Annotated in this window: 23 protein-coding genes; 13 read left to right on the top strand and 10 right to left on the bottom strand. The window is 72.4% G+C overall.

Annotated elements, in window-relative coordinates; translation table 11 throughout:
• Positions 1-312: 312 nt before the first annotated feature.
• Entirely contained in the window at positions 313-690 is a 378-nt protein-coding gene (locus tag F0L68_RS01695; protein ID WP_149847589.1) for a hypothetical protein, read from the top strand.
• Positions 691-803: 113 nt separating this feature from the next.
• Here the strand turns inward: F0L68_RS01695 and F0L68_RS01690 are convergent, their stop codons facing one another.
• Positions 804-1,436, bottom strand: a complete 633-nt coding sequence (locus F0L68_RS01690; RefSeq protein ID WP_149847737.1) for an HAD family hydrolase — start codon at positions 1,434-1,436, stop codon at positions 804-806.
• Between the two features lie 327 nt (positions 1,437-1,763).
• Here F0L68_RS01690 and F0L68_RS01685 point away from each other — a divergent pair, with 327 nt between their 5' ends.
• Positions 1,764-2,642: a PAC2 family protein gene (locus F0L68_RS01685; RefSeq protein ID WP_149847736.1), complete on the top strand. Its 879-nt coding sequence runs from the start codon at positions 1,764-1,766 to the stop codon at positions 2,640-2,642.
• A 46-nt stretch (positions 2,643-2,688) separates the two neighbouring features.
• Here the strand turns inward: F0L68_RS01685 and F0L68_RS01680 are convergent, their stop codons facing one another.
• Positions 2,689-3,585 carry a LysR family transcriptional regulator gene (locus F0L68_RS01680; protein WP_149847588.1) on the bottom strand — a complete coding sequence of 299 codons (897 nt, stop codon included), beginning with the start codon at positions 3,583-3,585 and terminating at the stop codon, positions 2,689-2,691.
• Positions 3,586-3,688: 103 nt separating this feature from the next.
• Between F0L68_RS01680 and F0L68_RS01675 the strand changes: the two genes are divergently transcribed.
• From F0L68_RS01675 to F0L68_RS01665, 3 genes are all read left to right on the top strand, one after another.
• Complete coding sequence (locus F0L68_RS01675) at positions 3,689-4,282, top strand: flavodoxin family protein (protein ID WP_149847587.1); 594 nt, start codon at positions 3,689-3,691, stop codon at positions 4,280-4,282.
• A gap of 34 nt (positions 4,283-4,316) precedes the next feature.
• Positions 4,317-4,847, top strand: coding sequence for a GNAT family N-acetyltransferase (locus F0L68_RS01670; RefSeq protein WP_149847586.1), 531 nt, complete (start codon positions 4,317-4,319; stop codon positions 4,845-4,847).
• A 99-nt stretch (positions 4,848-4,946) separates the two neighbouring features.
• Positions 4,947-7,640 (top strand): AfsR/SARP family transcriptional regulator, encoded by a 2,694-nt coding sequence (locus tag F0L68_RS01665; protein ID WP_149847585.1) that lies wholly within the window; start codon positions 4,947-4,949, stop codon positions 7,638-7,640.
• Positions 7,641-7,644: 4 nt separating this feature from the next.
• Here F0L68_RS01665 and F0L68_RS01660 read toward each other — a convergent pair whose 3' ends face one another.
• The 3 genes from F0L68_RS01660 to eccB form a co-directional block, all read right to left on the bottom strand.
• Positions 7,645-8,148 (bottom strand): nuclear transport factor 2 family protein, encoded by a 504-nt coding sequence (locus F0L68_RS01660; RefSeq protein ID WP_149847584.1) that lies wholly within the window; start codon positions 8,146-8,148, stop codon positions 7,645-7,647.
• Between the two features lie 98 nt (positions 8,149-8,246).
• Positions 8,247-8,942, bottom strand: coding sequence for a LuxR C-terminal-related transcriptional regulator (locus F0L68_RS01655; protein ID WP_149847583.1), 696 nt, complete (start codon positions 8,940-8,942; stop codon positions 8,247-8,249).
• Between the two features lie 50 nt (positions 8,943-8,992).
• Entirely contained in the window at positions 8,993-10,174 is a 1,182-nt protein-coding gene (gene eccB, locus F0L68_RS01650) for a type VII secretion protein EccB (RefSeq protein ID WP_149847582.1), read from the bottom strand.
• A 264-nt stretch (positions 10,175-10,438) separates the two neighbouring features.
• On the opposite strand from eccB, the gene F0L68_RS01645 reads away from it, so the two are divergent.
• Positions 10,439-11,626, top strand: a complete 1,188-nt coding sequence (locus F0L68_RS01645; RefSeq protein WP_149847581.1) for a type VII secretion protein EccE — start codon at positions 10,439-10,441, stop codon at positions 11,624-11,626.
• Between the two features lie 82 nt (positions 11,627-11,708).
• Here F0L68_RS01645 and eccD read toward each other — a convergent pair whose 3' ends face one another.
• From eccD to F0L68_RS01620, 5 genes are read right to left on the bottom strand one after another with little or no spacing between them, the layout of a single operon-like run.
• Positions 11,709-13,082, bottom strand: a complete 1,374-nt coding sequence (gene eccD / locus F0L68_RS01640) for a type VII secretion integral membrane protein EccD (protein ID WP_149847580.1) — start codon at positions 13,080-13,082, stop codon at positions 11,709-11,711.
• Positions 13,079-13,402, bottom strand: a complete 324-nt coding sequence (locus tag F0L68_RS01635) for a YbaB/EbfC family nucleoid-associated protein (protein WP_149847579.1) — start codon at positions 13,400-13,402, stop codon at positions 13,079-13,081. The genes eccD and F0L68_RS01635 overlap by 4 nt, the downstream gene beginning before the upstream one ends.
• A complete protein-coding gene (locus F0L68_RS01630; protein ID WP_149847578.1) occupies positions 13,399-13,956 on the bottom strand; it encodes a WXG100 family type VII secretion target in 558 nt (185 codons plus the stop codon). Before F0L68_RS01630 ends, F0L68_RS01635 begins: the two co-directional genes overlap by 4 nt.
• Position 13,957: 1 nt before the next feature.
• Positions 13,958-15,088, bottom strand: coding sequence for a WXG100 family type VII secretion target (locus F0L68_RS01625; RefSeq protein ID WP_149847577.1), 1,131 nt, complete (start codon positions 15,086-15,088; stop codon positions 13,958-13,960).
• Between the two features lie 26 nt (positions 15,089-15,114).
• Entirely contained in the window at positions 15,115-15,900 is a 786-nt protein-coding gene (locus F0L68_RS01620) for a WXG100 family type VII secretion target (protein WP_149847576.1), read from the bottom strand.
• Between the two features lie 211 nt (positions 15,901-16,111).
• On the opposite strand from F0L68_RS01620, the gene eccCa reads away from it, so the two are divergent.
• From eccCa to F0L68_RS01585, 7 genes are all read left to right on the top strand, one after another.
• Positions 16,112-20,092 carry a type VII secretion protein EccCa gene (gene eccCa / locus F0L68_RS01615; RefSeq protein WP_149847575.1) on the top strand — a complete coding sequence of 1,327 codons (3,981 nt, stop codon included), beginning with the start codon at positions 16,112-16,114 and terminating at the stop codon, positions 20,090-20,092.
• A 175-nt stretch (positions 20,093-20,267) separates the two neighbouring features.
• A complete protein-coding gene (locus F0L68_RS01610; RefSeq protein ID WP_223198410.1) occupies positions 20,268-20,618 on the top strand; it encodes a WXG100 family type VII secretion target in 351 nt (116 codons plus the stop codon).
• Positions 20,619-20,647: 29 nt separating this feature from the next.
• Entirely contained in the window at positions 20,648-20,950 is a 303-nt protein-coding gene (locus tag F0L68_RS01605) for a hypothetical protein (protein ID WP_223198409.1), read from the top strand.
• Between the two features lie 78 nt (positions 20,951-21,028).
• Positions 21,029-21,442, top strand: a complete 414-nt coding sequence (locus F0L68_RS01600; protein ID WP_149847574.1) for a DUF2563 family protein — start codon at positions 21,029-21,031, stop codon at positions 21,440-21,442.
• Positions 21,439-22,761 carry a WXG100 family type VII secretion target gene (locus tag F0L68_RS01595; RefSeq protein WP_149847573.1) on the top strand — a complete coding sequence of 441 codons (1,323 nt, stop codon included), beginning with the start codon at positions 21,439-21,441 and terminating at the stop codon, positions 22,759-22,761. Before F0L68_RS01600 ends, F0L68_RS01595 begins: the two co-directional genes overlap by 4 nt.
• Positions 22,762-22,792: 31 nt before the next feature.
• Positions 22,793-24,586 (top strand): alpha/beta hydrolase, encoded by a 1,794-nt coding sequence (locus F0L68_RS01590; protein WP_223198408.1) that lies wholly within the window; start codon positions 22,793-22,795, stop codon positions 24,584-24,586.
• A gap of 26 nt (positions 24,587-24,612) precedes the next feature.
• A complete protein-coding gene (locus F0L68_RS01585) occupies positions 24,613-24,999 on the top strand; it encodes a hypothetical protein (protein WP_149847572.1) in 387 nt (128 codons plus the stop codon).
• Positions 25,000-25,055: the final 56 nt, after the last annotated feature.

Here is a 25,055-nt window from a genome sequence, read left to right as displayed (position 1 = left end):
CTGTCATCCCCGCCGTCGACCTACTCCATCCGGGCACCCCGAAGCCGCCGTTTGACGGCTCCTTCGAGCACGAACCGCCAGAACAGCGTGGCCAACCTGGCCGTCCCCCGTGGCCAGTGGTGACACTTGCGCACCGAACGAGGCAGGATCACCGAGGGCCGATACGTCCGGATCGGCGGCATCAGCCGATCGGACCAACAGGCCTGCGTCCTGTCCGACGATGCCACTCATGGGGCAATCCGGGACCACCCGGGCCAGGCAGGACATAAGGTGCGGGCGGGACGATCCGGTTTCCCGGCGGCGGAGGTGCCGATGAGCGTGATGAACGAGGGTTCGGGCACACCCACTCCCGGTGGCGACCACCGGCCCGCGACGACCAGAACGTGCTACGTGTGGGCGCTCGGCATCGCGGCCGTCGGCTGGCCGCCCGCCGCGTTCCTCATCGACGCGGCTACCCCGCAGAACCCCGACTACGTGGTGGAGTCGGCGCGGACCTTCGGACACGTCCTGGCCGGCAGCATCTTCTGGCTGCTAACCGTGGCGTCCTCGGCCGTGCTCGCCGCGCTCGGGCTCGCCTTCTCGCCGAACCACATCGACGCGCGGCGGGCCAGGCTGGTCGGCATCGCGGCAGGCGCGGTGCCGCTGGTGGTCGGCAGCATCGTGTTCCACCTCGCCATGCGCGTGACGTAGCCGGCAGGTCAGGTCAGGCGAGCAGCCAGCAGGTCGAGTCAGGCGGGCAGCCGGCGGATCGGGTCAGGCGGGCAGCCGGCGGATCGGGTCAGGCGGGCAGCCGGCGGATCGGGTCAGGCGAGCAGCCGGCCGAGCACGGCGACGTCGACGCCGACCAGCGACTCGCGGAAGACGCGGCGCTCCCCCTGCTCCACCGGCACGTCGCAGGGCACCACGAGCACCGTGCAGCCCGCCGCGACGGCCGAGGCGACGCCGGTCGGCGAGTCCTCGACGGCCACGCTTGCCGCCGCGTCCACGCCGAGCAGCCCGGCGGCCTTCAGGTACGGCTCGGGGTGGGGCTTGTTCAGGCCGTCGACCTCGTCGCCGCAGACCGTCACGTCGAACAGCTCGCGGCCGATCGTGTCGAGGGCGATCTCGGTCAGCTCGCGGTCGGTCGAGGTGACCAACGCCATGGGCACGCCGCTGGCCCGCACCGCGCGCAGCGCCTCCGCCGCCCCCGGCCGCCACGGCAGGTTCTCCCGGAACACCTCCGCGGTGCGCTTGGCGATCCAGTCCGCGGCCTGCGCCAGGTCCTCCTCGGACGGCTCGCGCCCGATGTCGGAGAACAGCAGCTGGAGCGTGGTCGGCACGTTCGAGCCGACCATCTCGTGCCGCGTGGCGAGCGACAGCGTGCCGCCGAGCTCGGCGGCCAGCTCGTAGAGGGGGATGTCCCACAGCTTCTCGCTGTCGAGCAGGGTGCCGTCCATGTCCCACAGCACGGCTGCTGGCAGGCGATTAGTCACGATCGCAGTCTAGTGCGAGGGTCGGGGGCGCCCCGTCGCGCCGGTGTCCCGGCTCAGGCGTCCCGTCGGTCCCCGGCCGGCCCCCAGATGATCTTCGCTACCGGATTGGCCCCGAAAGTGTTGGTCTCGACGGCGGCGGCACCAGCCTGTGGACGGCCCCGGCGGACGCGCCGCGGCACGTCGGACCGCGTCGCGTAGCCGATCTCGGGGCGACACGATCCGTCGCGCCGAAAGCCTACGGTCATCCGTCCAGACGAATGGTCGTAGGCTTGCGCGGTGAGCGATCCGGACATGGGCCCCGAGGACCCCTCGACTGAGCCACCCTTGACCAACCCGATCTTGGTCGCGGCCTTCGAGGGCTGGAACGATGCGGGGGATGCTGCCAGCACCGCGATCGAACACCTGCAACTGACCTGGGACGCGACACCCCTCGCCGAGCTGGACCCCGACGACTACTACGACTTTCAGGTGACCAGGCCCACGGTCCGCATGCTGGACGGCATCACTCGGCGGGTCGAATGGCCGACCACCAGGCTGTCCGTGTGCCGGCCGCCGGGGTCGTCCTCCGACGTGGTGCTTGTGCACGGCATCGAGCCGAACATGCGCTGGCGCAAGTTCGCCGCCGAGCTGCTCGAGCACATCGACCGGCTGGGGATCACGACGGTCGTGACCCTCGGCGCGCTGCTGATGGACACCCCGCACACGCGTCCCGTGCCGGTCACCGGGACGGCCTACGACGCCGACTCCGCGGTGAAGTTCGGCCTCGAACGGTCGCGGTACGAGGGCCCGACGGGGATCGTCGGCGTCTTCCAGGACACCTGCGTGCAGGCCGGCGTGCCGGCGATCTCGTTCTGGGCCGCCGTGCCGCACTATGTGTCGCAGGCGCCGTCGCCGAAGGCCACCCTCGCGCTGCTGCACCGCGTCGAGGAGGTGCTCGACGTGGAGGTGCCGCTCGGCGCGCTGCCCGAGCAGGCCGAGGAGTGGGAGCGCACGGTCAGCGAGATGGCCGACGAGGACGAGGACGTGCGCAACTACGTCAGGGCGTTGGAGGAGCGCGGCGATGCGGAGATCCAGCTGACCGAGGCCAGCGGCGACGCCATCGCCGCCGAGTTCGAGCGCTACCTGCGGCGCAGGGGACGCGGGCCGGGCAGGGGCCCGACCGGGCTCTGAGCGTCCGGCCACCGGGTCGGCCTGCTCCCGGCGGCGGTGCCGAGGGTCACCGTGCCGACGGTGCCCGGTGTTCGAGGCAGGAGCGGACGAAGTCGGCAATCACGGGGTCGCCGTCCTTGGCCCACGCGACGGCGACGCGGCTGGGACTGACCCCGGTGACGGGCCGATAGGCGACGCCTGGGCGTGGGTAGAACCGGGCGCAGGACTCGGGGGCGAGCGCGACGCCGTAGCCGTTCGCGATGGCGGTCAGCCACTCGTCGGTGGTGCGGGTGACGGTGCCGATCCTCGGCTCGGTGCCGTCGCGTTCGTCGGTGGCCAGCCAGTAGTCCCGCCACTCGCCCGTCTCCTGCGGCGCGGCGACGAACGGCTCGTCCCACAGGTCCCGGAACGGGATCCGCGCCAGCGCGGCGAGCGGGTGTGACTCCGCGAGGGCGACCCAGCGCGGCTCGGTGAGCAGGACCGCGACGTTCGACCGGTCCTGGCCGGGAAAGGGCAGCCGCAGCAGGGCGACGTCGACCCGGCCGTCGGCGAGGCCGGCGCTCGGCTCGGACCAGTCGGTCTGCCGCAGGTCGACGCGCCAGTCCGGTCGGCGGCCGGTGAAGGCGGCGATGATCCGCTGGGTGCTCTCGTTGGCCGCGCTGGCCACGAAACCGACCCGCAGCACGCGGGCGGCGCGGCTGGCCGCGCTCCTGGTCTCCCGCAGCGCCCTGTCCCAGTCCGCCAGCAGGCCGGGGATCCTGGCGGCCAGCGCGTCGCCCGCCTCGGTGGGGACCATCCCGGCGCGGGACCGCACGAACAGCTCGACACCCAGCTGCGCCTCCAGCTGCTTGACCTGCTTGGTCAGCGCGGGCTGCGACACGAACAGGCGCTCGGCGGCCCTGGTCAGGTTTCCCTCCTCGGCGACGGCGGCGAAGTACCGCAGCAACCGGGTGTCGACGTCCATGCCGTCAGGTTATCGACGCAGGTATTGGCGCGGATCCCGGTGGGCCCAGCAGGCTTGGCGTTGCCACCAAGGAACTGCCACCGACGAACAAGGAGTGCCGCCAATGCACCGACCAGCACGCGTCGCCATCGCCGTCCACTCGGGATACGGACACACGGCCGTCCTCGCCGAGGCGGTGGCCGACGGTGTCCGCGGCACCGGCGCCGAGGTCGCCGTCCTCGCGGTCGCCGACCTCACCGAATCGCACTGGGCCACGCTCGACGCCGCCGACGCCATCGTCTTCGGCAGCCCGACCTACTTCGGCAACGTGTCGGCCGGTTTCCAGGCCTTCGCCGAGGCCACCTCGAAGCGGTTGACCGTCGGCGCCTGGCGGGACAAGGTGGCCGCCGGGTTCACCAACTCCGGCGGCAAGAGCGGCGACAAGCTGCACGCGCTGATGTCCATGATGGTGTTCGCCGCCCAGCACCACATGCACTGGGTCAGCCTCGGGCTCGGCCCCGGCTGGAACAGCTCGACGAGCAGCGAGCAGGACCTGAACCGGCTGGCGTTCTTTGTGGGCGCCGGCGCGCAGACCGACGTCGACCTGGCTGCGGACCGCGTGCACGACTCCGACACCCGCACCTGCCGGCACCTCGGCGGCCGGGTGGCCGAGGTGACGGCCCAGCTGCTGGCCGGGCGCGCCCTGGTGGTCGCCTGACGGCGGAACCTCTGGTTGGCTGGGTCAGGTGATCATGATCCGGGACGCGCGCCTGCCCGAGGAGTCCACCGCGATCGCGGCCCTGGACACCGGGTTCAGCACCGACACGATCTACCGGGTGGGCGTCGCCGAAGCCGGCTTCACCCTGACCGAGGAGCGGGTCGATCCGCCGGTCGTCAAGCGGTACCAGGTGGACGACCTGGACGATCCGGTGCGCGACCTGGCCAGGGTCGCGGTCGACGGCGACGAGCTGTGCGGGTTCGTCTCGGCCGAGTACCAGGAATGGAACCGCAGGCTGGTGGTCTGGGACCTGTACGTCAACGCGTCGCACCGGGGCCGGGGGCTGGCCAGGTCCCTGGTGCGCGACGCGCTGGCGTACGGGCGTGAGCGGGGCGCGGTGACGGCATGGCTGGAGACCAGCAACCGCAACGTGCCGGCCATCCGCGCCTACCGGCGGATGGGGTTCGCGCTGTGCGGGTTGGACACGACCCTTTACCTCGGCACGGAGTCGGCGGGCGAGGTAGCCGTGTTCCTGGCCATGCCGCTGGACGTCGACAGAGCCTGATCGCCGGACACGATCACGGTCTGCGGACAATTCCACGGCGGTCCGGACTCGATCCGGGGATTCGGCTCGGCCGCAGCCTCGGCGACATAGGTTTCATCCGTGGACTTCCGGATCCTGGGGCCGGTGCAGGTCATCGCCGACCAGCGGCGCGTGCCGATCGGCGGCCAGCAGCCCGAGAAGCTGCTGGCGGCGCTGCTGCTCGCGGCCGGCCGGATCGTGTCCCTCGACGAGCTGATCGGCGCGCTGTGGGACGGCGAGCCGCCCGCGACCGCGAAACACCAGGTGGACAAGCTGATCGCCACGCTGCGGCGCGCGCTCCCCGGCACGATCGAGACGGACGGGCCCGGCTACCGGATCAGCCTGGCCGACGCGACCCTGGACACGGAGACCTTCGCGACGCTGACCGCCGCACCGACCATTGCGAGCCTGACCGCCGCGCTCGACCTGTGGCGCGGGCCCGCATTGGCCGGGATCGACGGACGGGTGCTGCGCACGGCCGCGGCCGCCCTCGACGAGCGCAGGCTCGCGGCCGCCGAGCGGCTCGCCGAACTCCGGCTGGCCGTCGGGCAGGCCGCCGAGGTGGCGGCGGAACTTCCAGTCCTGATCGCGGCGCACCCGCTGCGGGAGGCGCTGCGCGGCCAGCTGATGCTCGCGCTCTACCGGTGCGGCCGACAGGCCGAGGCGCTGGCCGTCTACGCGGAGATCCGGGCGCTGCTGGACGACGAGCTCGGCGTGCCGCCCGGCCCGGAACTGGCCCGGCTGCACGAACGGCTGCTGCGCGCCGACCCCGCGCTCGACTCGCCCGCGCTGACCGCCCCGACCGCCCCGCCAGCGCCGTGCACCCTCCCCTACGACCTGCCCGACTTCGCCGGCCGGACCGCCGACGTCGACCGGCTGCTGCACGCCACCGAGGCGGTGGTGATCAACGCGATCGACGGGATGGCCGGCATCGGCAAGACCGCGCTCGCGGTGCACGCGGCGCACCGGCTGGCCGAGCGCTACCCGGACGGCCAGCTCTTCTGCGACCTGCACGCGCACACCCCGGGCGCCGCACCGGTCGACCCGGCCACGGCGCTGGAACGGTTGCTGCGCATGGTCGGCGTGCCCGCCGAGACCATCCCGGACGGACTCGACCAGCGGACGGCCCGATGGCGCGCCGAGCTGGCCGGCCGGAAGGTGTTGGTGGTGCTGGACAACGCGGCGACCGCGGCACAGGTCCGGCCGCTGCTGCCCGGCACGACGGACTGCCTCGCGCTGGTCACCAGCCGGCGGCGACTCGCCGCGCTGGAGGGTGCCGCGATCCTCTCGCTCGACGTGCTCTCGACCGAGGAATCCTTGGTGCTGTTCGGAAACGTCGCCGGCGTGCCGCGCGCGACCGCCGAGCCCGAGGCGGCCAGGGAGGTCGTGGCGCTCTGCGGCCGACTGCCGCTGGCGATCCGGCTCGCGGCAAGCAGGCTGGCGCATCGTCCACAATGGACCGTCGCGTCACTGGCGCGACGGCTCAGGGACGGGACCGGCCGGCTGGCCCAACTGGCGCTGGAGGATCGCGGGGTCGGCGCGGCGTTCGCCCTGTCCTACGAGCAGGTGACGCCGGCGCAGCAGCGCATGTTCCGGCTGCTCGGCCTGCACCCCGGCGCCGACTTCGACGCGTACTCGGCCGCGGCGCTCGCGGACAGCACCCCGCAGCAGGCGGAGGCGCTGTTGGAGGACCTGGTCGACGCGCACCTGCTGCTGCACCGGACCGCCGGCCGCTACACGTTCCACGACCTGTTGCGGGAGTACGCCCACGAGCTGTCGCAGGAGGAGGGCGACCTGCCAGGGGCGAGGATGCACGACTACTTCCTCGTCACGGCGACCGCCGCCACCGACCTGATCAGCCGCGAGTCGCGCCGGTTCGAGCCGACCGTCGCCCATCCGCCCCGGCACCGGCCGGAGTTCGCGGACCTGGACGCGGCGCTGGCCTGGCTCACCGCGGAACAGTCGACGCTGACGACAGCGACCGCGACGGCGAGCGACTGGCAACTCGCGTGCGTGCTGCGGGCGTTCTTCGAGCACCTCGGGCACTTCGCGGACTGGCGCGCCACGCACGAGGCGGTGCTGCACAAGGCGGCGGCCGATCCGCTCGGGACCGCGCTGATCCGGTTCAACCTCGGCGCGCTGGCGATGTGGACTGACCAACCCGCCGAAGGGATCGCCCACTTCGCCGCGGTGCTGGCCAGCGGAGTCTGCGACCGGCGGCTCGAGGCGTCCACGCTGACCAACCAGGGCATGCTGGCCCACCAGCTGAACCGGGACGTCGAGGCGGCCGACTACCTGCGCAGGGCGCTGGCGCTGGACCACGACACGCCCGCGATCACGGCCATGGGCTGGAACAACCTCGGGCTGACCGAGGGGCGGCTCGGCCGTCGCCGAGAGGCCATCGAACACCACAGGACGGCACTCGCGTTGGCCCGCCGGATCGGCAGCGCCGCCACCGAACGCGGCGTCCTGCTCGGCCTCGGCGAGACCTCCCTACGGCTCGGCGTCCCAGCGGCGGAACCCTTTCGCACGGCCATGAAGCTCGCGCGGGCCGGACGTTTCCGGATGCAGGAGGCGCTCGCGCTGGACGGGCTCGCGCACGCCACCGGTGATCCGTCCTACTGGCACGAGGCCCTGGCCATCTTCACCGAACTCGGGTCCGCCCGCGCCGACCTGGTCCGGCGGCACCTGGACAACCCGGGAGCTCTCAGCTGCGACCTGTGCCGGGCGGCGACTCCCGCGAGCGCCGCCCGGCCAGGACTGATCGGCGTCTGACCGATCAGGACGAGAGGTGCACGGTGTCCGCCGCGACCGTCCACTTGCCGTGCTCGCGCACCAGGCTCATGGTGAAGGTGAAGAGGTGGTCGGTGCCCCTGGCCGGGAAGATGCTGTGCGCCTCCATCACGGCGATACCCGAGGTGCACCCGTAGACGATCTCGGACTTGATGGAGTACGTCCAGGTCCAGCCGGGCACGGCGAAGTCCTTGCGCGCCTGGTCCATGATCGCGTCGCGACCGTAGTTGGTCTTGCCGTCGAAGAAGAAGATCATCCTCGGGTTGAGGATCGCGGTGTAGCGGTCCACGTCCCTGGCGTTGTACGCGTCGTTGTCCTCGTGCACGGCCGCGTCGAACTCCCGCTCGCAGCGGGTCTGGTGCTTGCCGTTCGCGTCGACCGACGCGGTTTCGGCAGACGCGGTGTCGGGCGCGCTCGCCGACGCGACGCCGGGGACGATCATGCCGGCCGCCAGGACCAGACCGGCCAGCGCGTAGTGCTGCTTGCGCATGTTCCCTCCTCAGGGTGGTGGTTCGTTGCGCCCACCCTGCCCAGCGCCGCTCCCCAATCGCTCCCCGGCGGCTCCCCGCGCGTCTGTTCCCCGGCGGGTCAGTCCTCCGGCAGCTCGCCCGCCTCGCCCACGATGCCCTCCTCGATCGCGAACCTGGTCAGCTCCGGCCGCCGCCGCCGACCGGTCTTGTCCCTGATGCGGTCGAGGTAGGAGCGGACCGTGCGCACGCTGATCTTCATGATCTCGGCGATGTCCTGGTCCCGCTCCCCTGCGGCCACCAGCGACAGCACCTGGCGTTCCTGTCGGGACAGCGGGATCTTCGGACCGGCCTGCCGCTCCCGGGACGCCTTGAGCACGAACGCGGCAAGGATCGGCGACACGTAGCTGTTGCCGGCCGCGATCTCCCTGATCGCCCTGAGGATCTCGTCGCCGTCGGCCTCCTTGGACAGGTAGCCGCGCGCGCCCGCGGAGATCGCGCCGAGCACCTCGGCCTGGCCGGCGTGCGCGGACACGACGAGAACCTTGTGCCCCAACCGAACCACCTCCATCACGGCGGCGGCGTCCTGGAGCCCGCGCAGCTTGAGGTCGAGCACCACGACGCTGCCCTGCGGCTGCCGGCCTGCGGCGAAGCGGGCGACCGAGTCGGCCACCACGCCGAGTTCGATGTCGGCCGCGTGGTCGAGCACCCGCGCGACCGCCGCCCGGTAGAGCGGGTGATCCTCGACCACGGCGACGCGGATGCGGCCCGTCGACTCGTCCTCCGCCTGCGCGGACCCGACCTCGGTGTCAGTCACGCTGCCTGTCCTTCGCTGTCCGACTCGTCCCGGCCGGCCAACGGCGATGGTCAACCATTGGCGGTCTTCGTCCCGACCGGACGCTGCGCCGCCGTGGGGTCGAGCGCGGGCCCGGTCGGCAACAGCGCAAGTAGACCCGTGGCGACGCCCTGCGGCTTCACCCCGCCGTAGCCGAGCGCCCGCACCGCGTCCTGACCGGACACCGGGAACTTCATGCCGGAGTCCGTGATCAGGTAGCTGGTGCCGCCGGGCGCGTTCGGGGCCGGCTGGTCCGACACGAGGGCGCCGGACCCCGGCGGCACGTAGACCTCGTTCGCCATCAACGGATCGGCGCCGGCCGACTCCTTGTTCAGCGGGTCCTTCACCGTCATCGCCTTCGCGCCCGACGGCAGCGGAACCCGGTCGGACAGCAGGATCTCCGCGTTGGTCTGGCCGTCGCCGGCCACGCACACCGCGTCCGTCGCCGCCGGTGGCGGCACGAGCGTCGGTGCGCGACCGGCCGGCGCCGCCCTGAGGTCCTTGCCGGCCGGCACCGCGTTGAGCCACGCGCGCGCCACGGTCACGGCGGGCGCGTCGCCGTAGCCGAGCGCCGCGGCCACCGCGGGATCGGTCAGCGCGAGGCGGTGGCCGCCGGTGATCAGGTAGCGCTGGCCGGACAGCTGCTGCACCAGCAGTGCCTGGCCGTCGCCGAGCTTGTGCGCCGAGTCCGTGCCGCCGACGATCGCCGTGGTCACGCGCTCGGTCGCCTCCGGCACGTTGGGCAGGGCGCGCGAGCACATCATCACCGAGGCCACCGCGAGGCGGTCCGCGGCGGGCAGCGAGTCGGGCGCGCCGGAGATGCCGACAGTCAGGCCCCGCGACGCCGAGGCGAGCGCCTTCGCCGGCACGGTGACGGTCTTGTCGCCGTTGCCGCCGGCGAGCAGCCGCGCCGACGCGTAGTTCAACACCGGGTGCAGCAGCCCGTCCTGGCCGAGGATGTACCTGCCGCCCGTCTCCGCCTCGACGATGACCTGGCCGCCCTGCCGCCAGTCCGCCGCGCCGGACGGGTTGAGCGCGCCGACGACCCCGAACCCGGCCGTCACCAACAGCGCGGCGGCCAGCCCGAGGATGGTGCCGAGCACCAGCCGACGGCTCGGCGAGATCGGGTGGTTCGCGTCGGCGGCCACCAGCGAGGACACCAGTCTGCGGCGCAGGAACTGGTACGCCTGAATCTGGTCACGCTGCGTCCACACCAATGGCCCCCGCGATTTCGGCCGTCGTGACCCTCGTCGAGCCACCTGTCAACCGGCACGGCGCGAGGTCATTCGGCCATCACCGGCCGGCGCCGTGCGCGGCCAACCGAGCATAGCCACATCGCCCTGTTTGCGATGGCCCGTCGGCGGTATGTCCAGGTAACGTTTGGCTGAGCGATACCTTTGCCTTGGTGTGCAACAAACTGTGCCTGTGCGGGCAGTGTGCGCGCGGTCGATCTCCACTACCGGCAGGATGGTTCCGCCATGAACTCCGCACCTTCGATAGCGAGCACGGCCGGTGACTGGGCCAAGGGCGCCTCGACCCCGCCGGGCAAGAGCAGGCGCCGCGGTGCGCGGCCGGCGGGAATGCCTTGGAAGGCCGGGATAACACCGGTGCGGGCGGCGCAGGTCGCGGTGTGGGAACTCGCGGGCCTCGCGGTGTTGGCGACCGTGTTTCCGCTCGGCGCGGCCGGCATCGTCGCGATCGCGCTCGGCGCGGTCGCCGTGCTGTTCACCTCCGTCCGGTTCGACGGGCTGTGCTGGTACCAGTGGTGCGATGTGCAGGTCCACCACCGACGTCGGCATCGCCGCGTGACCTCGGCCGGCGCGCCGCGCGACCCGCTCGAGGCGGTGTTGCCGGGGCTGCGGATCAGCCGGCACGTCGACCGCGCGGGCAACCGGATCGGACTGGCCAGGGTGGACGATGGCTGGAGCGCCGTGGTGCGGCTCGCCCCCACCGGGCGAATGGACAGCGAGGCGCTCGTCTCCGCGCTGCGCACCACCTTCGACCGGGTGGACATCCGACTGTCCGGCGCGGAACTCGTCACCTGGTCGGTGACCGGCCCGCCGGCACACCGCGGCGCGCCCCCCGAGAACGTCCGGATCTGTTGGCTCGCACTGCGTTACCTGCCCTCGGCCGCGCCGAGGGCCGCGCTGGCCAGGGGCGGCGCGGAGCGCGGGGCGGCACGCACCATCGCGAGCGCCGCGTTCGGCCTGGTCAACCAGCTCGCCGCCGCCGGCCAGCCGAGCGCGGTGCTCGACGAGCAGCAACTCCGCCAGGACCTGCTGGTCGCGCTCGGCGCCGACCCGGCCGGGCTCACCGGGCACAGCGCGATCGTGGTGACCGAGACCTGGCGCGACTGGCGGGCCGGCCGCGTGCGGCAGACCTGTTTCGTGCCAAGGAAAGAACGCGACGCACTGACCGTGCTCGGTCGGCACGCGCCGCAGGCCGCGTTCACCTGCACGTCCTACGCGCTGAGCCGCACGCCGCGCGGGGAGGTGCGCGGCGCGACCACCGTGCGGATCGGACTTCCCGCCGCCGCGAAGCAGCAGCACGAGCCGGTACTTCGGCCAGACCATGTCGCGCACGGCCTCGGCGTCAAGCTGTTCACGCTCAACGGCCGGCATGCGCACCACGCGCGCGCCACGCTTCCCCTCGCGCTCAACGACTAGGGCGAGACACGGCCTAGCCGCAAACGCCTGCCGCGCTCACAGTTGTCCACTGTGGACGCGGCAGGTCGCGTAACGACGTCGCTCAGCCGACCGCGCCGCGAACCGCGTCGTAGATGCCGACCACCACGCCGACGATCGGCAGCAGCGCGATGAGCGAGAGAAACTCCGCGATGTCCATCAGCCGCGCCCAGTACGGCGACTTCCGCCCGCGCACCACCCGATTCGCGTACAGCAGGCACACGACGGCCGCGACGGCGATCGCCAGCACGCTGCCGAAGACGACGACGCGGTCGCCGCGCAGCGCCAGCCACAGGCCGAGGCGGGCCAGCACCGCGAGACCGACCGCGACGAGCGCGATCCGCTGCGCGGTGCCGGCGTAGGACCGCGACCGCAGCAGCCACGCGACGCCAAGGGCGCCGGCCAGCGCGGCCTGCCACGGGGAGTCATCCCGCAGCAGCACCATGACGCAGCCGAACACGACGACGCCGAAGGCCGACAGCAGCCCGGCGAGGACCCGCTCGGCCACCGAGGTCTGGTCGAGCACGTCCTGGCCGAGCGTCGGGCCCTCCTCGGCGCGGAAGGAGTCCATGTCCGCCGGCACCCTCGGCAGCGGCATCCGGCTCAACCGCAGAGAGATCATCGGCGCGACCGCGGACAGCGCGGTCGCGACGGCGGCGAGGCCTGCCGCGGCGCCCGCCGAGGTCACGTCGGTCAGCAGCACGACGGCCGAGGCGATCGCGCCGAGGCCGGCGGCCGCGCTGACGGCGCTGAACCACGCCAGCCGGTCGGCGACCACGACCGCGGCCAGCACGCCATAGACCGTCACCGCGGCGAGGCCCGCCGCGAGCGGGCCAGTGGCGATCGGCCAGGCCGTGTGCGGCGGCAGCGCGGTCATGCCGGCGAGCAGCGCCGCGACCAGCCCGGCGACCGCGCAGGCCGCGCCGGAGTCCGCGTCGCCGTAGGCACGCCCGAGCGCGCCGCCGCCGAGCAGCAGCACCAGCGCGAACGCGCCGAAACCGAGCGGGGCGACCAGGCTGCCCGAGGTGCCGGCGAGCAGCAGCAGCGTCGCGCCGAGGAACAGCGTCACGGCTGCGCCTATGCCGGCCCGCCGCGCCACGCGCGGAGTCCACGCCCCGGCCCGGGTTCCTGCCGCGCTGGCGATGGCGTCGACGACGTCGTCGAACAGCAGCGGGGTCACGTGCCGTTCGCGCGGCCCGAGGTAGAGCACCTCGCCGTCGCGCACGCCTGCGCCGTTGACGGTGAGGCCGGGCGGCAGCGGCGGACCGCCGAGGCGGGTCAGCACCCACCCCGGACTGTCCGACGGCGCCTGGGTTTCCGCGCCGGACAACCGCACCAGCTGCGGCACGAGTTCGGCCAGCGTGCTCTGCACGGGCAGGGCGACGTCCACTCGCGCGAGCGGCGTCACCACCGTCACCCGTCGTGCGGACGAGATCACTCAAAACCCTTCGATGCAGCTTCGATGACGGGGGCGAAGCGCGCGCTGCTGACGGCGGCGAGCTTCTGTAGGCCGTCGTTCACCGCTTCCAGCACGATCTCGCCGAGGTTGCGGGCGTCGTAGCGCCGAATGGCCTCCGGGTCGATGGAGATCTCGGTGAACCGCCCGGTGCCGCGCAGCGTCACGGTGACCTCGTTGCCCCTCGACGCGCCCTTCACCTCGGCGGTCTCGACGCTGCGCTGGATCCGCCTGACCTGTTCCTCCTGCCGGCGAACCTGCTCGAGCAGCCCGGTCACGTCGGCATTGATGTCAGCGCTCATCGCGCTCCTTCCAGAACCGTTGAGGCACCGAACAACGCGCTCAGGGAGCCGCCAAGCTGGTCCGCGACGGCCCGCGCCGCGTTGATCGCCGACTCGCCCAGTTGCGTTGCCGCGTCGAAGAAAGCGTTGACGGCACCGCTCGCGGCCGTGCGCGCCTCGTCGACGAGGATCGAAGCGTACTGCTGGAACCACTCGATCACCCGCGCCGCGCCGGCCTGGGCGGTGGTCAGCGCGTTCGCCGCGCCCTGAAGCCGCTCGGACTCCTTGCGCAGCAATGCTTCCACCGCGTGCAGGTCCGTGGACAGCTGGGTCGTCGCGGTGCGGAACGCGGTGTAGGCGTCGCCGTGCCAGTCCGTCGCCAGCTGCTGCGCCCGCGAGGTCGCGTCTCCGGCGACCGCGCCGACCGTGCCGGCCTGCTCGGTGTGCTGCTGCGCCGCCGAGGTCAACGCGCCGGGATCGCCGGTCACCTGGCGTTGGTACTCGGTGAGCACGCGCTGGTAGGAGGACAGGATCGACTGGATCACGCCGGAGATGTCCACAACACCGGAACTCATGTCAGTCCACCTTCACTCGACCGTCGGCGGTGATGTCGATGTGCTCGGAGAAGTGGTCGCCGTTCACGGTGTAGCCGAGATCGATGTCGGCTGCGCGACCGGCCGGCACCTCGACCGTGGTGGTGACGCCGTCGTGGGTCGTGGTCACCTTCACCTCTTGGCCGACGCCGCCTGCGGCGTCGGTCGGCGCGCCGTGCCCGGCCGGAGTGGACGGCTGCGCGGGGGTCGCCGCCTGCGCCGGATCGACGGCGATCCAGCCGTCGCCCGAGTTGGCGCCGGACGCGAGACCGCCCGCGCCGGGCAGACCCGGCCAACTGCCGTTCTGACCGCCGGTCGGCAGTCCAGGCCAGCTGCCGCCCTGCCCACCCGGCCAGCCGCCGCCCTGACCGCCGGACAGCGCGGGCGGGGTGTACTGGGTGAAAGGTGGCGGGGTGTAGGGCTGCTGTCCCTGGCCGACCTGCTGGCCGATCGAGCTCGCCACCGGGGGCGGCGCCTGCGGCCCGCTGATCGGAGTCGACCCGACGGAGCCGACGGTCGGCACCGAACCGCCCCCGCTCGGCGAGGACGAGGAGTGCCCGCCGAACAGCTTCTCGATCTCGCCGATGATCGAGACCAACGAGGAGATCTGCGCCCCGAGCTTGGCGACGCCGAGGGATTCCAGCAGCGCGCCGATCGCCGTGATGAAGGCGCGCAGCGACGCGCTCGTCGCCGTCGACAGGGCGACCGCGGCGCCGTAGGTCCACCAGTTCGACATCAGCGAGGCCACGGTCGGGTTCACCGCGGACACCACGGCCCGGTAGGCCTCCTGCGCGGTCTTGACCAGCGTGCCGGCGACACCGAGCAGCTCGGCGCCGTCCTGTAGCACCTTGATGATCTTCTCGAAGGACTGGAGCGAGTCGGAGATCTTCTTCAGCGCGGACTCGGACGCGTGCCCCGACCAGACCTTGCCGAGCTGGTCGGACGCCTTGCCGAACTCGTCGAGCAGCGACATGAAGTGCGTCGCCTTGCGCAGCAGCTGCGCCACGTGCGAGGCGATCTGCTCCGGCGAACCGGTGACGATCTGCGGCAGGAACGTGATCGGGCCGCCGGCGGCGGTCGCGTCCATCGCGCCGGAGTTGGGGAAGTAAGACACGGAGCTCACCTCTCGGGAGTCGGCTCTCAGACCCACACCGGGGCGGACATCGGCCGGTAGATACGGACGTTCGCGAGGCCGCCGAAGTCGGGTGAGATCGGGCCGTGGTTGTAGAGCTGGCCGCCGGTGCCCGCGATGCCGATGACGTGCTGGCTCGGGTCGGCGACGTTGCGGGAGTCGACCACGACGACGTCGCCGCCGTGCACACCGCCCGGCACGTCGCCGAGGTCGCGCACGGTGCCCGAGTAGACCCCGATGACACCGACCCGCGCCTGGTTGTCCGGGCTCGCGTCCAGCCAGTTGGCGAACCCGTCGACGTCGTGGAACTGCACGTCGGTGATGGGCTTCGTGCCGAGGTCCCCGAGCCCGACGCGGCCCATGTAGTCCAGGACGTTGCCGACCGAGTGCGGCTCGCCGCCGACGCCGACGCTGTCGTTGAGGGCGTAGGTCGCCAGCTGGGACGCCGTCGGCGAGGACCACATGCTCGACGGCGTCGAACCGCCGGTCGAGTGGCCGCCGTAGCCCGCCGACACCGCCTGGTCCGCGGCCTCGTAGTCGTCCGCGCTGCGCTTGACGAGGTCGTTGACCTCCTGAAGCAGCTTCAGCAGCGACTGGAGCGCCGCGACCTGCTGCCCCTGCATGGCGGTGTTGGCCGAGGCGACCGCGCTGCCGAACATCCCGAACGAGCTTGGGGAGACGAGCATCGACTCCAGCTCGAGCGCGACGTTGATCGTCTGCATGATGATCCCGCCGACATTGCCTACCGTCGAGCGCATCGCCTCAGGCCGCGCCTGGTACTGGCCCGTGCTCATCTCGCCGCTCCTTTCCCATGTCGCCGACGACCGGCCGAGAGCGGGAGGAAATCCCGACACAAGCGGCGAATCATCGAAAACCAGCGTGCTGGGCGTCAGCGTAGGTCGACATCAACAGCGCGACGGACGGCATAAATACCCACCAGGGCACGGGTCGAAGTGACCAGGATTGGCCCTGAGGAATGCCCACGCCGAGAGGACTGACCGCCCGATGACCACGGCTTCGCGGAGCAGGGACCGACGCACACCGGTGCCGGAACACCCGACCGGCGAGATCCTGTTGCAGGCGCCTCCCATGCTGCCGAAGGGATCCAACCAGGGCGCGATGCAGCTCATGCTGTTCATGCCGATGATGCTCGGCATGGGCGCGATGTCGTTCGTCTACATCGGACGCGGCGGCGGCGCCATGACCTACGTGTTCGGCGCGCTGTTCGTGACCTCGATGGCCGGCATGATCATCATGTCGCTGGCGCGCGGCGGCGCGGCGAAGAAGGCGCAGATCAACGACGAGCGCCGGGACTACCAGCGGTACCTCGGCGGGCTGCGCCAACAGGTGCACGAGGTCGCCGACCTGCAACGCGCGACGCTGCTCGCGGCGCAGCCCGACCCGGCCGACCTGTGGGCGTTCGTGGACCGGGGCAGGCTGTGGGAGCGGCGGCGCTCGGACCCCGACTTCGGCAGGGTGCGGATCGGCGCTGGCCCGCAGCGGTTGGCGACCCCGCTGCGCGCGCCGCAGACCGTGCCGCTGGAGGATCTCGACCCGGTCTGCTCGACGTCGTTGCGGCACTTCATCCGCACCTACTCGACGGTGTCGGACCTGCCGGTGGCGGTGTCCCTGCGGTCCTTCGCCTACATAGGAGTCACCGGCGAGCGGGCCGGCATGCTCGGCCTGGCCAGGGCGCTGCTCGGCCAGCTGGCCGCGTTCCACGCGCCGAGCGACCTGCGGATCGCGCTGTGCGTCGCGGCGGACCGGCAGGCCGACTGGGACTGGGCGAAGTGGCTGCCGCACGCCCAGTGCTCCGGGGCGACCGACGCGACGGGGCCGACCAGGCTGGTCGCCGACAACCTCGCGACGCTGGCGGCGCTGCTCGGCGCCGACCTCGGCGACCGGCCGCCGTTCACCAGGGCGGGCGGCATGGGCTTCGACTACCAGCACATCGTCGTCGTGGTCGACGGCGGCCGGACCTTCGACGATGTCACGCTGGCCCCCGAGGGCGGCCGGCACGGCGTGACCGTGCTCGACGTGACGAGCGAGACGCCGACCCGCCTGCCGGACCAGAGCACGCTGTGCCTGCACCTCGGCGGCGACCGGATGGGCATGCTGGTCGGCGAGGAAGGCGAGCAGGGCATCGCGTTCCTCGGTCGCCCCGACCAGTTCGACCCTGCGTCGGCCGAGGCGTTGGCGCGTCGGCTCGCGCCGTTCGACCGGGGCGCGCCGGTGGTGACCGAGACGCCGATGGCCTCGAACCTCGGCCTGCCCGGCCTGCTCGGCATCGGCGACCCGCGCGACCTGGACACCGACATCACCTGGCGGCCGCGCAGCGCACGGGAGCGGCTGCGGCTGCCGATCGGCGTCGACCCGGACGGCAGGCCCGTCGACCTCGACCTGAAGGAGTCCGCCGAGGGCGGCATGGGGCCGCACGGGCTGGTCATCGGCGCGACCGGCTCCGGCAAGAGCGAGCTGCTGCGCACGTTGGTGACGGGCCTGGCCGTGACGCACTCCTCGGAGTCGCTGAACCTGGCGCTGATCGACTTCAAGGGCGGCGCGACGTTCGCCGGCATGACGGAGCTGCCGCACACCTGCGCGGTGATCACCAACCTGTCCGAGGACCTTGCGCTGGTCGACCGCATGGCCGACGCGATCAAGGGCGAGCTGGTGCGCCGGCAGGAGTTGTTGCGCGCGGCCGGAAACCACGCGTCCGTGCGGGACTACGAGAAGGCCAGGGCGGACGGCGCGGACCTCGCGCCGCTGCCGTCGCTGCTGGTGATCATCGACGAGTTCAGCGAGCTGCTGTCCAGCCGTCCCGACTTCATCGACCTGTTCGTGATGATCGGCAGGCTCGGCCGCAGCCTCGGCATCCACCTGCTGCTTGCCTCGCAGCGGTTGGACGAGGGCAGGCTGCGCGGGCTGGACTCGCACCTGTCCTACCGGGTCGGGCTGCGCACGTTCTCCGCGGCGGAGAGCCGGTCGGTGCTCGGCGTGCCCGACGCCTACCAGCTGCCGCCGGTGCCCGGCTCGGCCTACCTGAAGGTGGACACCGAGACGCTGATCCGGCTCAAGGCCGCCTACGTCTCCGGCGACCTGCCGCCGAGGGGGCAGGTCATCGCGGGCCCGGCGCAGCAGCGGGCCGTCGTGCCGTTCACGTTGGCCCCGCTGCGGCTCCCGCCGCCGCGCGAGGTCGCGCCCGCCAGGACCGCGGCCGTCGAGCAGGGCGGCGCGACCGAGACGATCATGGGCGCGATGGTGTCCCGGCTGACGGGCCGGGGGCCGGCCGCGCACCAGATCTGGCTGCCGCCGCTGGACGAGCCGCCGACGCTGGACCAGCTGCTGCCGCCGCTCGGCGTCGATCCCGAGCGCGGCCTGTGCCCGCTCGGCTGGGGCGGCAACGGACGCCTCGTGGTGCCCGTCGCCATCGTGGACAAGCCGTTCGAGCAGCGCCGCGACCTGCTGTGGGCCGACCTGTCCGGCGCCGCCGGGCACGCCATCGTGGTCGGCGCGCCGCAGAGCGGCAAGAGCACGTTGCTGCGCAGCCTGATCGGCGTGCTCGCGCTGACCCACACGCCGGCCGAGGCGCAGTTCTTCGTGCTGGACATGGGCGGCGGCGCGCTCGGGCCGATCGCCGGCCTGCCGCACGTCAGCGGGTACGCCAACCGGCGGGACGCGCAACGGTGCCGGCGCGTGGTCGCCGAGGTCGTCACGTTGCTCCTTGAGCGGGAACAGTTCTTCGCCGCCAACGGGATCGACTCCATCGCCACGTTCAGGCAGCGGCGCGCGGAGTTCGCCGAGAGCGGCGCGGACGGGCGCGAGTTCGGCGACGTCTTCCTGGTGGTGGACGACTGGACGACGCTGCGCCAGGAGTACGAGGCGTTGGAGGAGGCGATCACGAAGCTGGCCGCGCGCGGCCTCGGCTTCGGCATCCACGTGGTGGTCTCGGCGAGCACCTGGATGGCCGCGCGGGCGCAGCTGCGGGACAGCATCGGCACCCGGTTCGAGCTGCGGCTCGGCGACCCGGCGGACTCCGCGATCGACCGGCGCGCCGCGCTGAACGTGCCGGCGGGCGCGCCGGGCCGGGGGCTCACCGGAGACAAGCTGCACTTCCTCACCGCGCTGGCGCGGGTCGACGGCGACCAGCGCGGCGCGACGGCGGCGGCCGGCGCGACCGACCTGGTCGCCAGGATCACCAAGGCGTGGCCGGGGAAGCCCGCGTCACAGGTGCGGCTCCTGCCCCGTGAGGTGTCCCTGACGGCGTTGCCAGGGGTGGCGGAGGTGCCGGGCAGGAAGATCCCGCTCGGGCTCGCCGAGGCCGATCTCAAGCCCGTCTACCTCGACTTCGGTGCCGACCCGCACTTCCTCGCGTTCGGCGACGTGGAGTCCGGCCGGACCGGGCTGCTGCGCACCATCGCCGCCGGCATCATGGCCCGCTACACCGCCAAGGAGGCCGCGATCATCGTCGTGGACTACCGGCGCGGCCTGCTCGACGCGGTCACCGGCGACCACCTGCTCGGCTACGCGGGCGCGGAGCCGGTGCTCAACGGGCTGGTCGCGGAGGTCGCGAGGGCGATGCAGACGCGGCTGCCCGGCCCCGACGTCACCGCCGAGGAGCTGCGCAACCGAAGCTGGTGGTCGGGTCCCGAGCTGTTCCTGTTGGTGGACGACTACGAGCTGGTGGCGACCACCGGGCGCAATCCCCTGTCGCCGCTGCACGAGTTCCTGCCGCAGGCCCGCGACATCGGCCTGCACCTGGTGATCGTGCGGGGCAGCGGCGGCGCGTCGCGGGCCCTGTTCGAGCCCGTCATGCAGCGCGTGCGGGAGCTCGGCTCGCCCGGCCTGGTGATGTCGGGGGCGAAGGAGGAAGGTCCGCTGATCGGCGACGTGAAGCCGGGCCCGCAGCCGCCGGGCCGGGGGCAGCTGGTGCGCCGCCGCAGCGGCACCGCGTTGGTGCAGGTCGCGTGGACTCCACCGGCCTCGTGAGGACCCCGCAGGCGGCCGCGTCGGCAACCGGCGCCGGCCCCTGTGGGTAATAGTGCCGTCAGTTCGACCGGCACTTGTGCCGTTTGCTCGTGGGCGGGGCTTTCCTAGTGTTTGCCTCGCGAAAGCCGGAGAAGGCGCTCCGGCGACATCCCCGGCTAGTGAGAGGAGGTGCCGCGTGAACAATCCTGGCTACAAGAGCGATTCCGCAGCCATGACGCGCGCGGTGCAGGGTTTCGAGGAGTGCTCGGCGAACGCCAAGAAGACCATGTCGGATCTGGAGAGCGAACTGGTCTCGACGCTGAGCCGGTACGCGGGCGACCAGGCGACGGCGTTCTGGCAGCTGCACACCCAGCTCCAGGACAAGATGACCATCGCGAGCCGTGAGCTGGACACCATGTCCAACCTGGTGAACCAGAGCTTCCACAACTACGGCACCGGCGACTCGACCGTCGCGCAGAGCCTGACCAGCCTGGGCAACACCGTCGACGCCGGCGGCGGCGTCTTCGGCCGGCTCACCAACACCTGACCAATCGACCAGGAAAGGATGGCGGGCACATGATCGCCGACCAGATCAACGTCGAATTCGGCGCGCTTCAGGTGAGCGGTGAGTCGCTGGCCGCGAAGGCCAAGGCGCTCAACGACTACCTCGAGCAGCTGCACCAGAACCTGCAGCCCATCAAGGACACCTGGTACGCCTCGGGCAGCGCGGCCGGCACGGCCGCGCAGGCCGCGGAGACCCGGCTGCGCGCCGCGACCGCGGACATCGTGAACATCATCGCGCAGTTCTCCGGCAAGGTGCACGAGGCGCACGACCTCCAGCAGGCGCTGGAGAACCGGAACACCAGCTACTTCGCCTGATCCGGCCCGCCGCTGGTGGCGCTCCCCCTGCGTCCACCAGCGGCTTCCGGCAGGCGACGCGCCTGAGAGGTCCACGCGATGCCCGACACGTCCTACTTCGTTCACCTCAAGTCGCTGACCGACTTCGCCCGCGAGCTGGAGACCCAGCTCGACGGGATGCTCAAACCGATGGACCAGCTCACCGAGTCGGCAGGCCAACCGGTGCTGCTCGGCGACTTCGGCGAGGCGACGTCGCTCAGCGAGAGCAATCGCGCGGCGATCGAGGAGATGCACGGACTGCTCGGGCAGGTGAAGCAGGCCATCGCGTTCGCGGAGAACGTCACCAAGACGGTCGCCGAGGGCTACCAGCGCACCGACGAGGACGTGGCCGCAGCGCTGAACTGGTCCGGCGGCTACGACGTCACACCGTCGACGAGTGCAGTCGCGGCCATCGGGATCCCGTTCGGGATCGGCGATGACGCGCTGACCGGTGGAGAGGACACCCAGGTATGACCGGCGGGCACGTCACCACGGACTTCTCCCGGTTCAGTCACCTGGACCTGTTCGTCATGCTGCACAAGGGAAACCCGGCCACGGCGCGACAGGCCGCCGAGGCGTGGGACTCCACCGGCGGCAAGCTGCACGACCAGGCCGGCAGCCTGGAGGCGCAGCTCGCCGGCTTCACCGAGGGCTGGACGGGTGGAGCGGCGAACCAGTACAAGACCATGATCTCGGACCTGGCCGACGGCATCCGCAAGGTCGCCGACACCGCGTTCTCGATGCGCAACCTGATCCACAACGCGGCGGACGCCCTCGACGTGGCGCGCGCGCAGATGCCAGCTCCGGTCGCGGTGCCGGACCTGTCGCCGACCACCGTGACGCTGGCGACCACGCCGCTCCAGGTGGACGGCAACACCTCGCCAGCGGCCATCGCGCAGTTGCAGCAGCAGCACGCAGGCGCGGTGGCCGCCGTGCAGAGTCAGCAGCGCGCGGTCGTCGCGGCCAACGACGCGCACGCCAAGGCCGTCGCCGTCATGCACGCGCTGGCCGGCGACTACTCGTCGGTCGAGGACGCGATTCCGCCGTCCCCCAACGCCGACAACGTGCCGGCGCCCGGCGCGCAGCCGACCCCGGCGGGGCCGAGCGGCATCACGGGTCGGCCGATCATCAGCAACCTGGCGCCGGGCGCCCCGCTGCCCGGCGGGCCGGGGCGGCCGACCACGCTGCCGCTGCCGACCCACCCGGTCGTGCCGGGTGGGCCTGCCGGCCTGCCGACTCAGCCCAACACCGGCAATCCCTTGTTCGGCAACATGTTCACCGCCGGCCTCGCCGCCGCGTCGGCCGCCGCGTTCGGCCGGTTCGGCTCGCTCATGCCGAAGGTGCCGTCCTGGGCGAACCGCAAGAAGGCCGACGACGGCCAGGCGAACCCGACCGGAGCGAACCCGAGCGCCTCACCCAAGCTCGGCGAGGGGGCAGGCGGGCTCGGCGGCGCTGGCGGCGGGAAGACGCCGTCGCTTGGCGGCGCGATGTCGTCCGGAGGGGTCGGTGGCGGCGGCGTGTCCGCCGGGGACGTCCCCTCGGCCGCCCCCGGCATGCTCGGCAACGCGGCGGGCTCGGCCTCCGGCCTGATCGGCGGGGCGGCGGGCGCGGCGGCGGGTGCTGCCGCGAGCGGCGCCCGCGCGATGAGCCCGATGATGCCCATGATGCCGATGGGCGGCATGGGCGGCGGCGACATGGGCGGCGGACGACGGATCCCGCCGTGGCTGGTGGAGACCGAGAACGTCTGGGGCGAGTCCGCGATCGTGGCGCCCGCAGTGCTCGGCGAGGAGTAGTTTCCTTACCCGACAAGCAAAGGAGCCCCCGGTGGCGCCGCTGTCCGACCAGCAGATCGCCCAGTACGCCTACCAGGCGGGGTTCCGGGGCAACGCCCTGAACACGGCCGTCGCGGTGGCACTGGCCGAGTCCCGTGGCAATCCCGGCGAGCTGGGCGATCTGGGTCTGCGCAACGGCACCTGGGGAGCCTCGGTCGGGCTGTGGCAGATCAGGTCGCTCAATCCGGGTCACGGCACGGCGGCCGAGCGCACCCAGCGCGACGCGCAGGCCAACCTGGACCCGGCGACCAACGCCAGGCACGCGTACGCGATCTCCAACCATGGCAGGAACTTCGGGCCGTGGTCGACCTACGCGGACGGCAAGTACCGGCGCTTCCTGTCCCGCGCCCGCACCGCGAGCCAGCACGCCACGGGCACTCCCCCGGCGGGCGGCGCCGGTGCCGCGGGCGGGGCCGGCGGGCACGCCGCGTACCGGGTCGCCCCGCAGCGGCTCACCGACGCGGCCGGGCACCTCACCGAGCAGGCCGGCCGGCTGCGCGGCGCGCGGACCGGGCTCGACGCCACTCCCCTCGCCCCGCATGTGTTCGGCGGGCTGCCGCAGTCCCAGCAGGCCGCGAGCGCGCACCGCAACACGCTGACGGCGGCCGGCCAGCAGCTCGACACGCACCTGCGCAGGCTCGGCGTGCTGTCGGGCGGGCTGACCAACGGCGCGGCGAACTACCGGCACGGCGACCGAACCGTGGCCGACGGCTTCCGCGCGCTGCTCGGCGGCGACACCGTCGCCCCGGTGGCCGGCAAGGGCGCCGCGGCCGGAGCCGGCGCGGGCGGCGGCGCGTTCGCCGACCGCATCGCCGCCAACCGGCCGAGGATCGCCGACGCGCTGACCGCCGAGGAGCGCAACCACGCCATGCTGCTCGCCGAGCAGCACGCGCACGACGACCGCTCGTGGCTCGGCCGGTTCTTCGACGGGGATGGCGACCTCGCCGACCGGCTGGCCAAGTCGCAGTCGCGCATCGACCTCTACCAGGACATCCTCCAGAACGATCGCAAGATCATCGCGTTCGACCCCGCCGGCAACGGCCGCATCGCCGAGCTGGTCGGGGACATCAACAGCAACACCAAGAACGTGGGTGTGCTGGTGCCCGGCACGTTCACGAACATGGCCAACTTCGACAAGTACGCCGCCGACGGCCGCAGCTTCGTCGAGGCCGATCCGACGCACAGCCTGGCCATGGTGGTCTGGGCGGACGGGGACAACCCGCAGTCCCTCGGGCTCGGCGGCGCGGCCGACCCCAGCTACTCGGAGGCGATGGCGCCCAACCTCGCGACGTTCTCGCACCAGCTGCGCGACCAGATCAACGCGCAGGGCGCCGGCGACGCCCAGGTCACCTTCGCCGGCCACAGCTACGGCGGCGCGGTGGTCGGGCTCGCCGAGCACGACGGCCTCGACGCCAACCGCGTGCTGCACATCGAGTCCGCGGGCATGGGGCACGACGTGTGGACGCCGGGCGACCTGCACAACACGCAGTCCGAGGTGCAGCGCTACTCGATGACCGCGCCGGGCGACCCGATCGGGGACATCCAGGGCGTCCAGCTGCTCGGCTACGGCCATGGTGCCGACCCGAACACGTTCCCCGGCGTCACCGACCTGGTCACCGGCAACTACCCGGACGGCCACCCGCTGCACGGGGTGAGCGCGCACACCGACATCTTCACCTACCACTCGGACGCGTGGTGGAATATGTACGGCGTCTTCACCGGCGGTATCGTCACGCCGGTTCCGCCGCCGGTCCCCGACCCGACGCCGCCGTACTACGGACCGTGACTACTGTCCACTGTGGAGGATGACTCGTGACCGACACCGCCGCCGAGCTCACCGACCGCGCCGACGAACTGCGTGCCGTCGCCGACCGGATCTCGGCGGTGTTCGGCGCGAGCCCCACGGTCACCATGAACGAGCGTCTCGACTGCGACCCGGCAGAGCCTGGCAGGACGTTCCGCTGGGAGTACAACGTCAGGGTGCCGGCCACGCTGGAATCGGCGCAGCGGCTGGCCGACTCGGTGATCCCCGCGCTGACCGAGGACGGCTGGACGGTCACCAACCGGGACAGCCCGGCGGAGGTCGCCGCGCAGTTCAGCCGGGACGGCAGCTACCTCGGCGTGCACATCGCCCGGTCGGGGGCGGGAGACGTCGTGGTCGGCGGCGCCACGCCGTGCATCGACGTGGTGGAGCGATAGTCCCGAAACCCTTGGCGGCGTTCGTCGACGCGCAACAGGACGCGCGCCGCAAGGAC

The sequence above is a fragment of the Solihabitans fulvus genome (genome assembly GCF_008386585.1).
GTDB lineage: Bacteria > Actinomycetota > Actinomycetes > Mycobacteriales > Pseudonocardiaceae > Solihabitans > Solihabitans fulvus.
Note: the sequence above shows the minus strand (reverse complement) of the source record. Positions and strands in the feature narration are given on the sequence as shown.

Coding starts and splice junctions, on each gene's coding strand:
- F0L68_RS01595 (WP_149847573.1), top strand. CDS start 21,439: ATGACCGGCGGGCACGTCACCACGGACTTCTCCCGGTTCAGTCACCTG.
- F0L68_RS01660 (WP_149847584.1), bottom strand. CDS start 8,148: ATGCGCAAGCAGCACTACGCGCTGGCCGGTCTGGTCCTGGCGGCCGGC.
- eccCa (WP_149847575.1), top strand. CDS start 16,112: ATGACCACGGCTTCGCGGAGCAGGGACCGACGCACACCGGTGCCGGAA.
- F0L68_RS01635 (WP_149847579.1), bottom strand. CDS start 13,402: ATGAGCGCTGACATCAATGCCGACGTGACCGGGCTGCTCGAGCAGGTT.
- F0L68_RS01600 (WP_149847574.1), top strand. CDS start 21,029: ATGCCCGACACGTCCTACTTCGTTCACCTCAAGTCGCTGACCGACTTC.
- F0L68_RS01690 (WP_149847737.1), bottom strand. CDS start 1,436: ATGGACGGCACCCTGCTCGACAGCGAGAAGCTGTGGGACATCCCCCTC.
- F0L68_RS01675 (WP_149847587.1), top strand. CDS start 3,689: ATGCACCGACCAGCACGCGTCGCCATCGCCGTCCACTCGGGATACGGA.
- F0L68_RS01670 (WP_149847586.1), top strand. CDS start 4,317: ATGATCCGGGACGCGCGCCTGCCCGAGGAGTCCACCGCGATCGCGGCC.
- F0L68_RS01695 (WP_149847589.1), top strand. CDS start 313: ATGAGCGTGATGAACGAGGGTTCGGGCACACCCACTCCCGGTGGCGAC.
- F0L68_RS01630 (WP_149847578.1), bottom strand. CDS start 13,956: ATGAGTTCCGGTGTTGTGGACATCTCCGGCGTGATCCAGTCGATCCTG.
- F0L68_RS01645 (WP_149847581.1), top strand. CDS start 10,439: ATGAACTCCGCACCTTCGATAGCGAGCACGGCCGGTGACTGGGCCAAG.
- F0L68_RS01680 (WP_149847588.1), bottom strand. CDS start 3,585: ATGGACGTCGACACCCGGTTGCTGCGGTACTTCGCCGCCGTCGCCGAG.
- F0L68_RS01605 (WP_223198409.1), top strand. CDS start 20,648: ATGATCGCCGACCAGATCAACGTCGAATTCGGCGCGCTTCAGGTGAGC.
- F0L68_RS01620 (WP_149847576.1), bottom strand. CDS start 15,900: ATGAGCACGGGCCAGTACCAGGCGCGGCCTGAGGCGATGCGCTCGACG.
- F0L68_RS01685 (WP_149847736.1), top strand. CDS start 1,764: ATGGGCCCCGAGGACCCCTCGACTGAGCCACCCTTGACCAACCCGATC.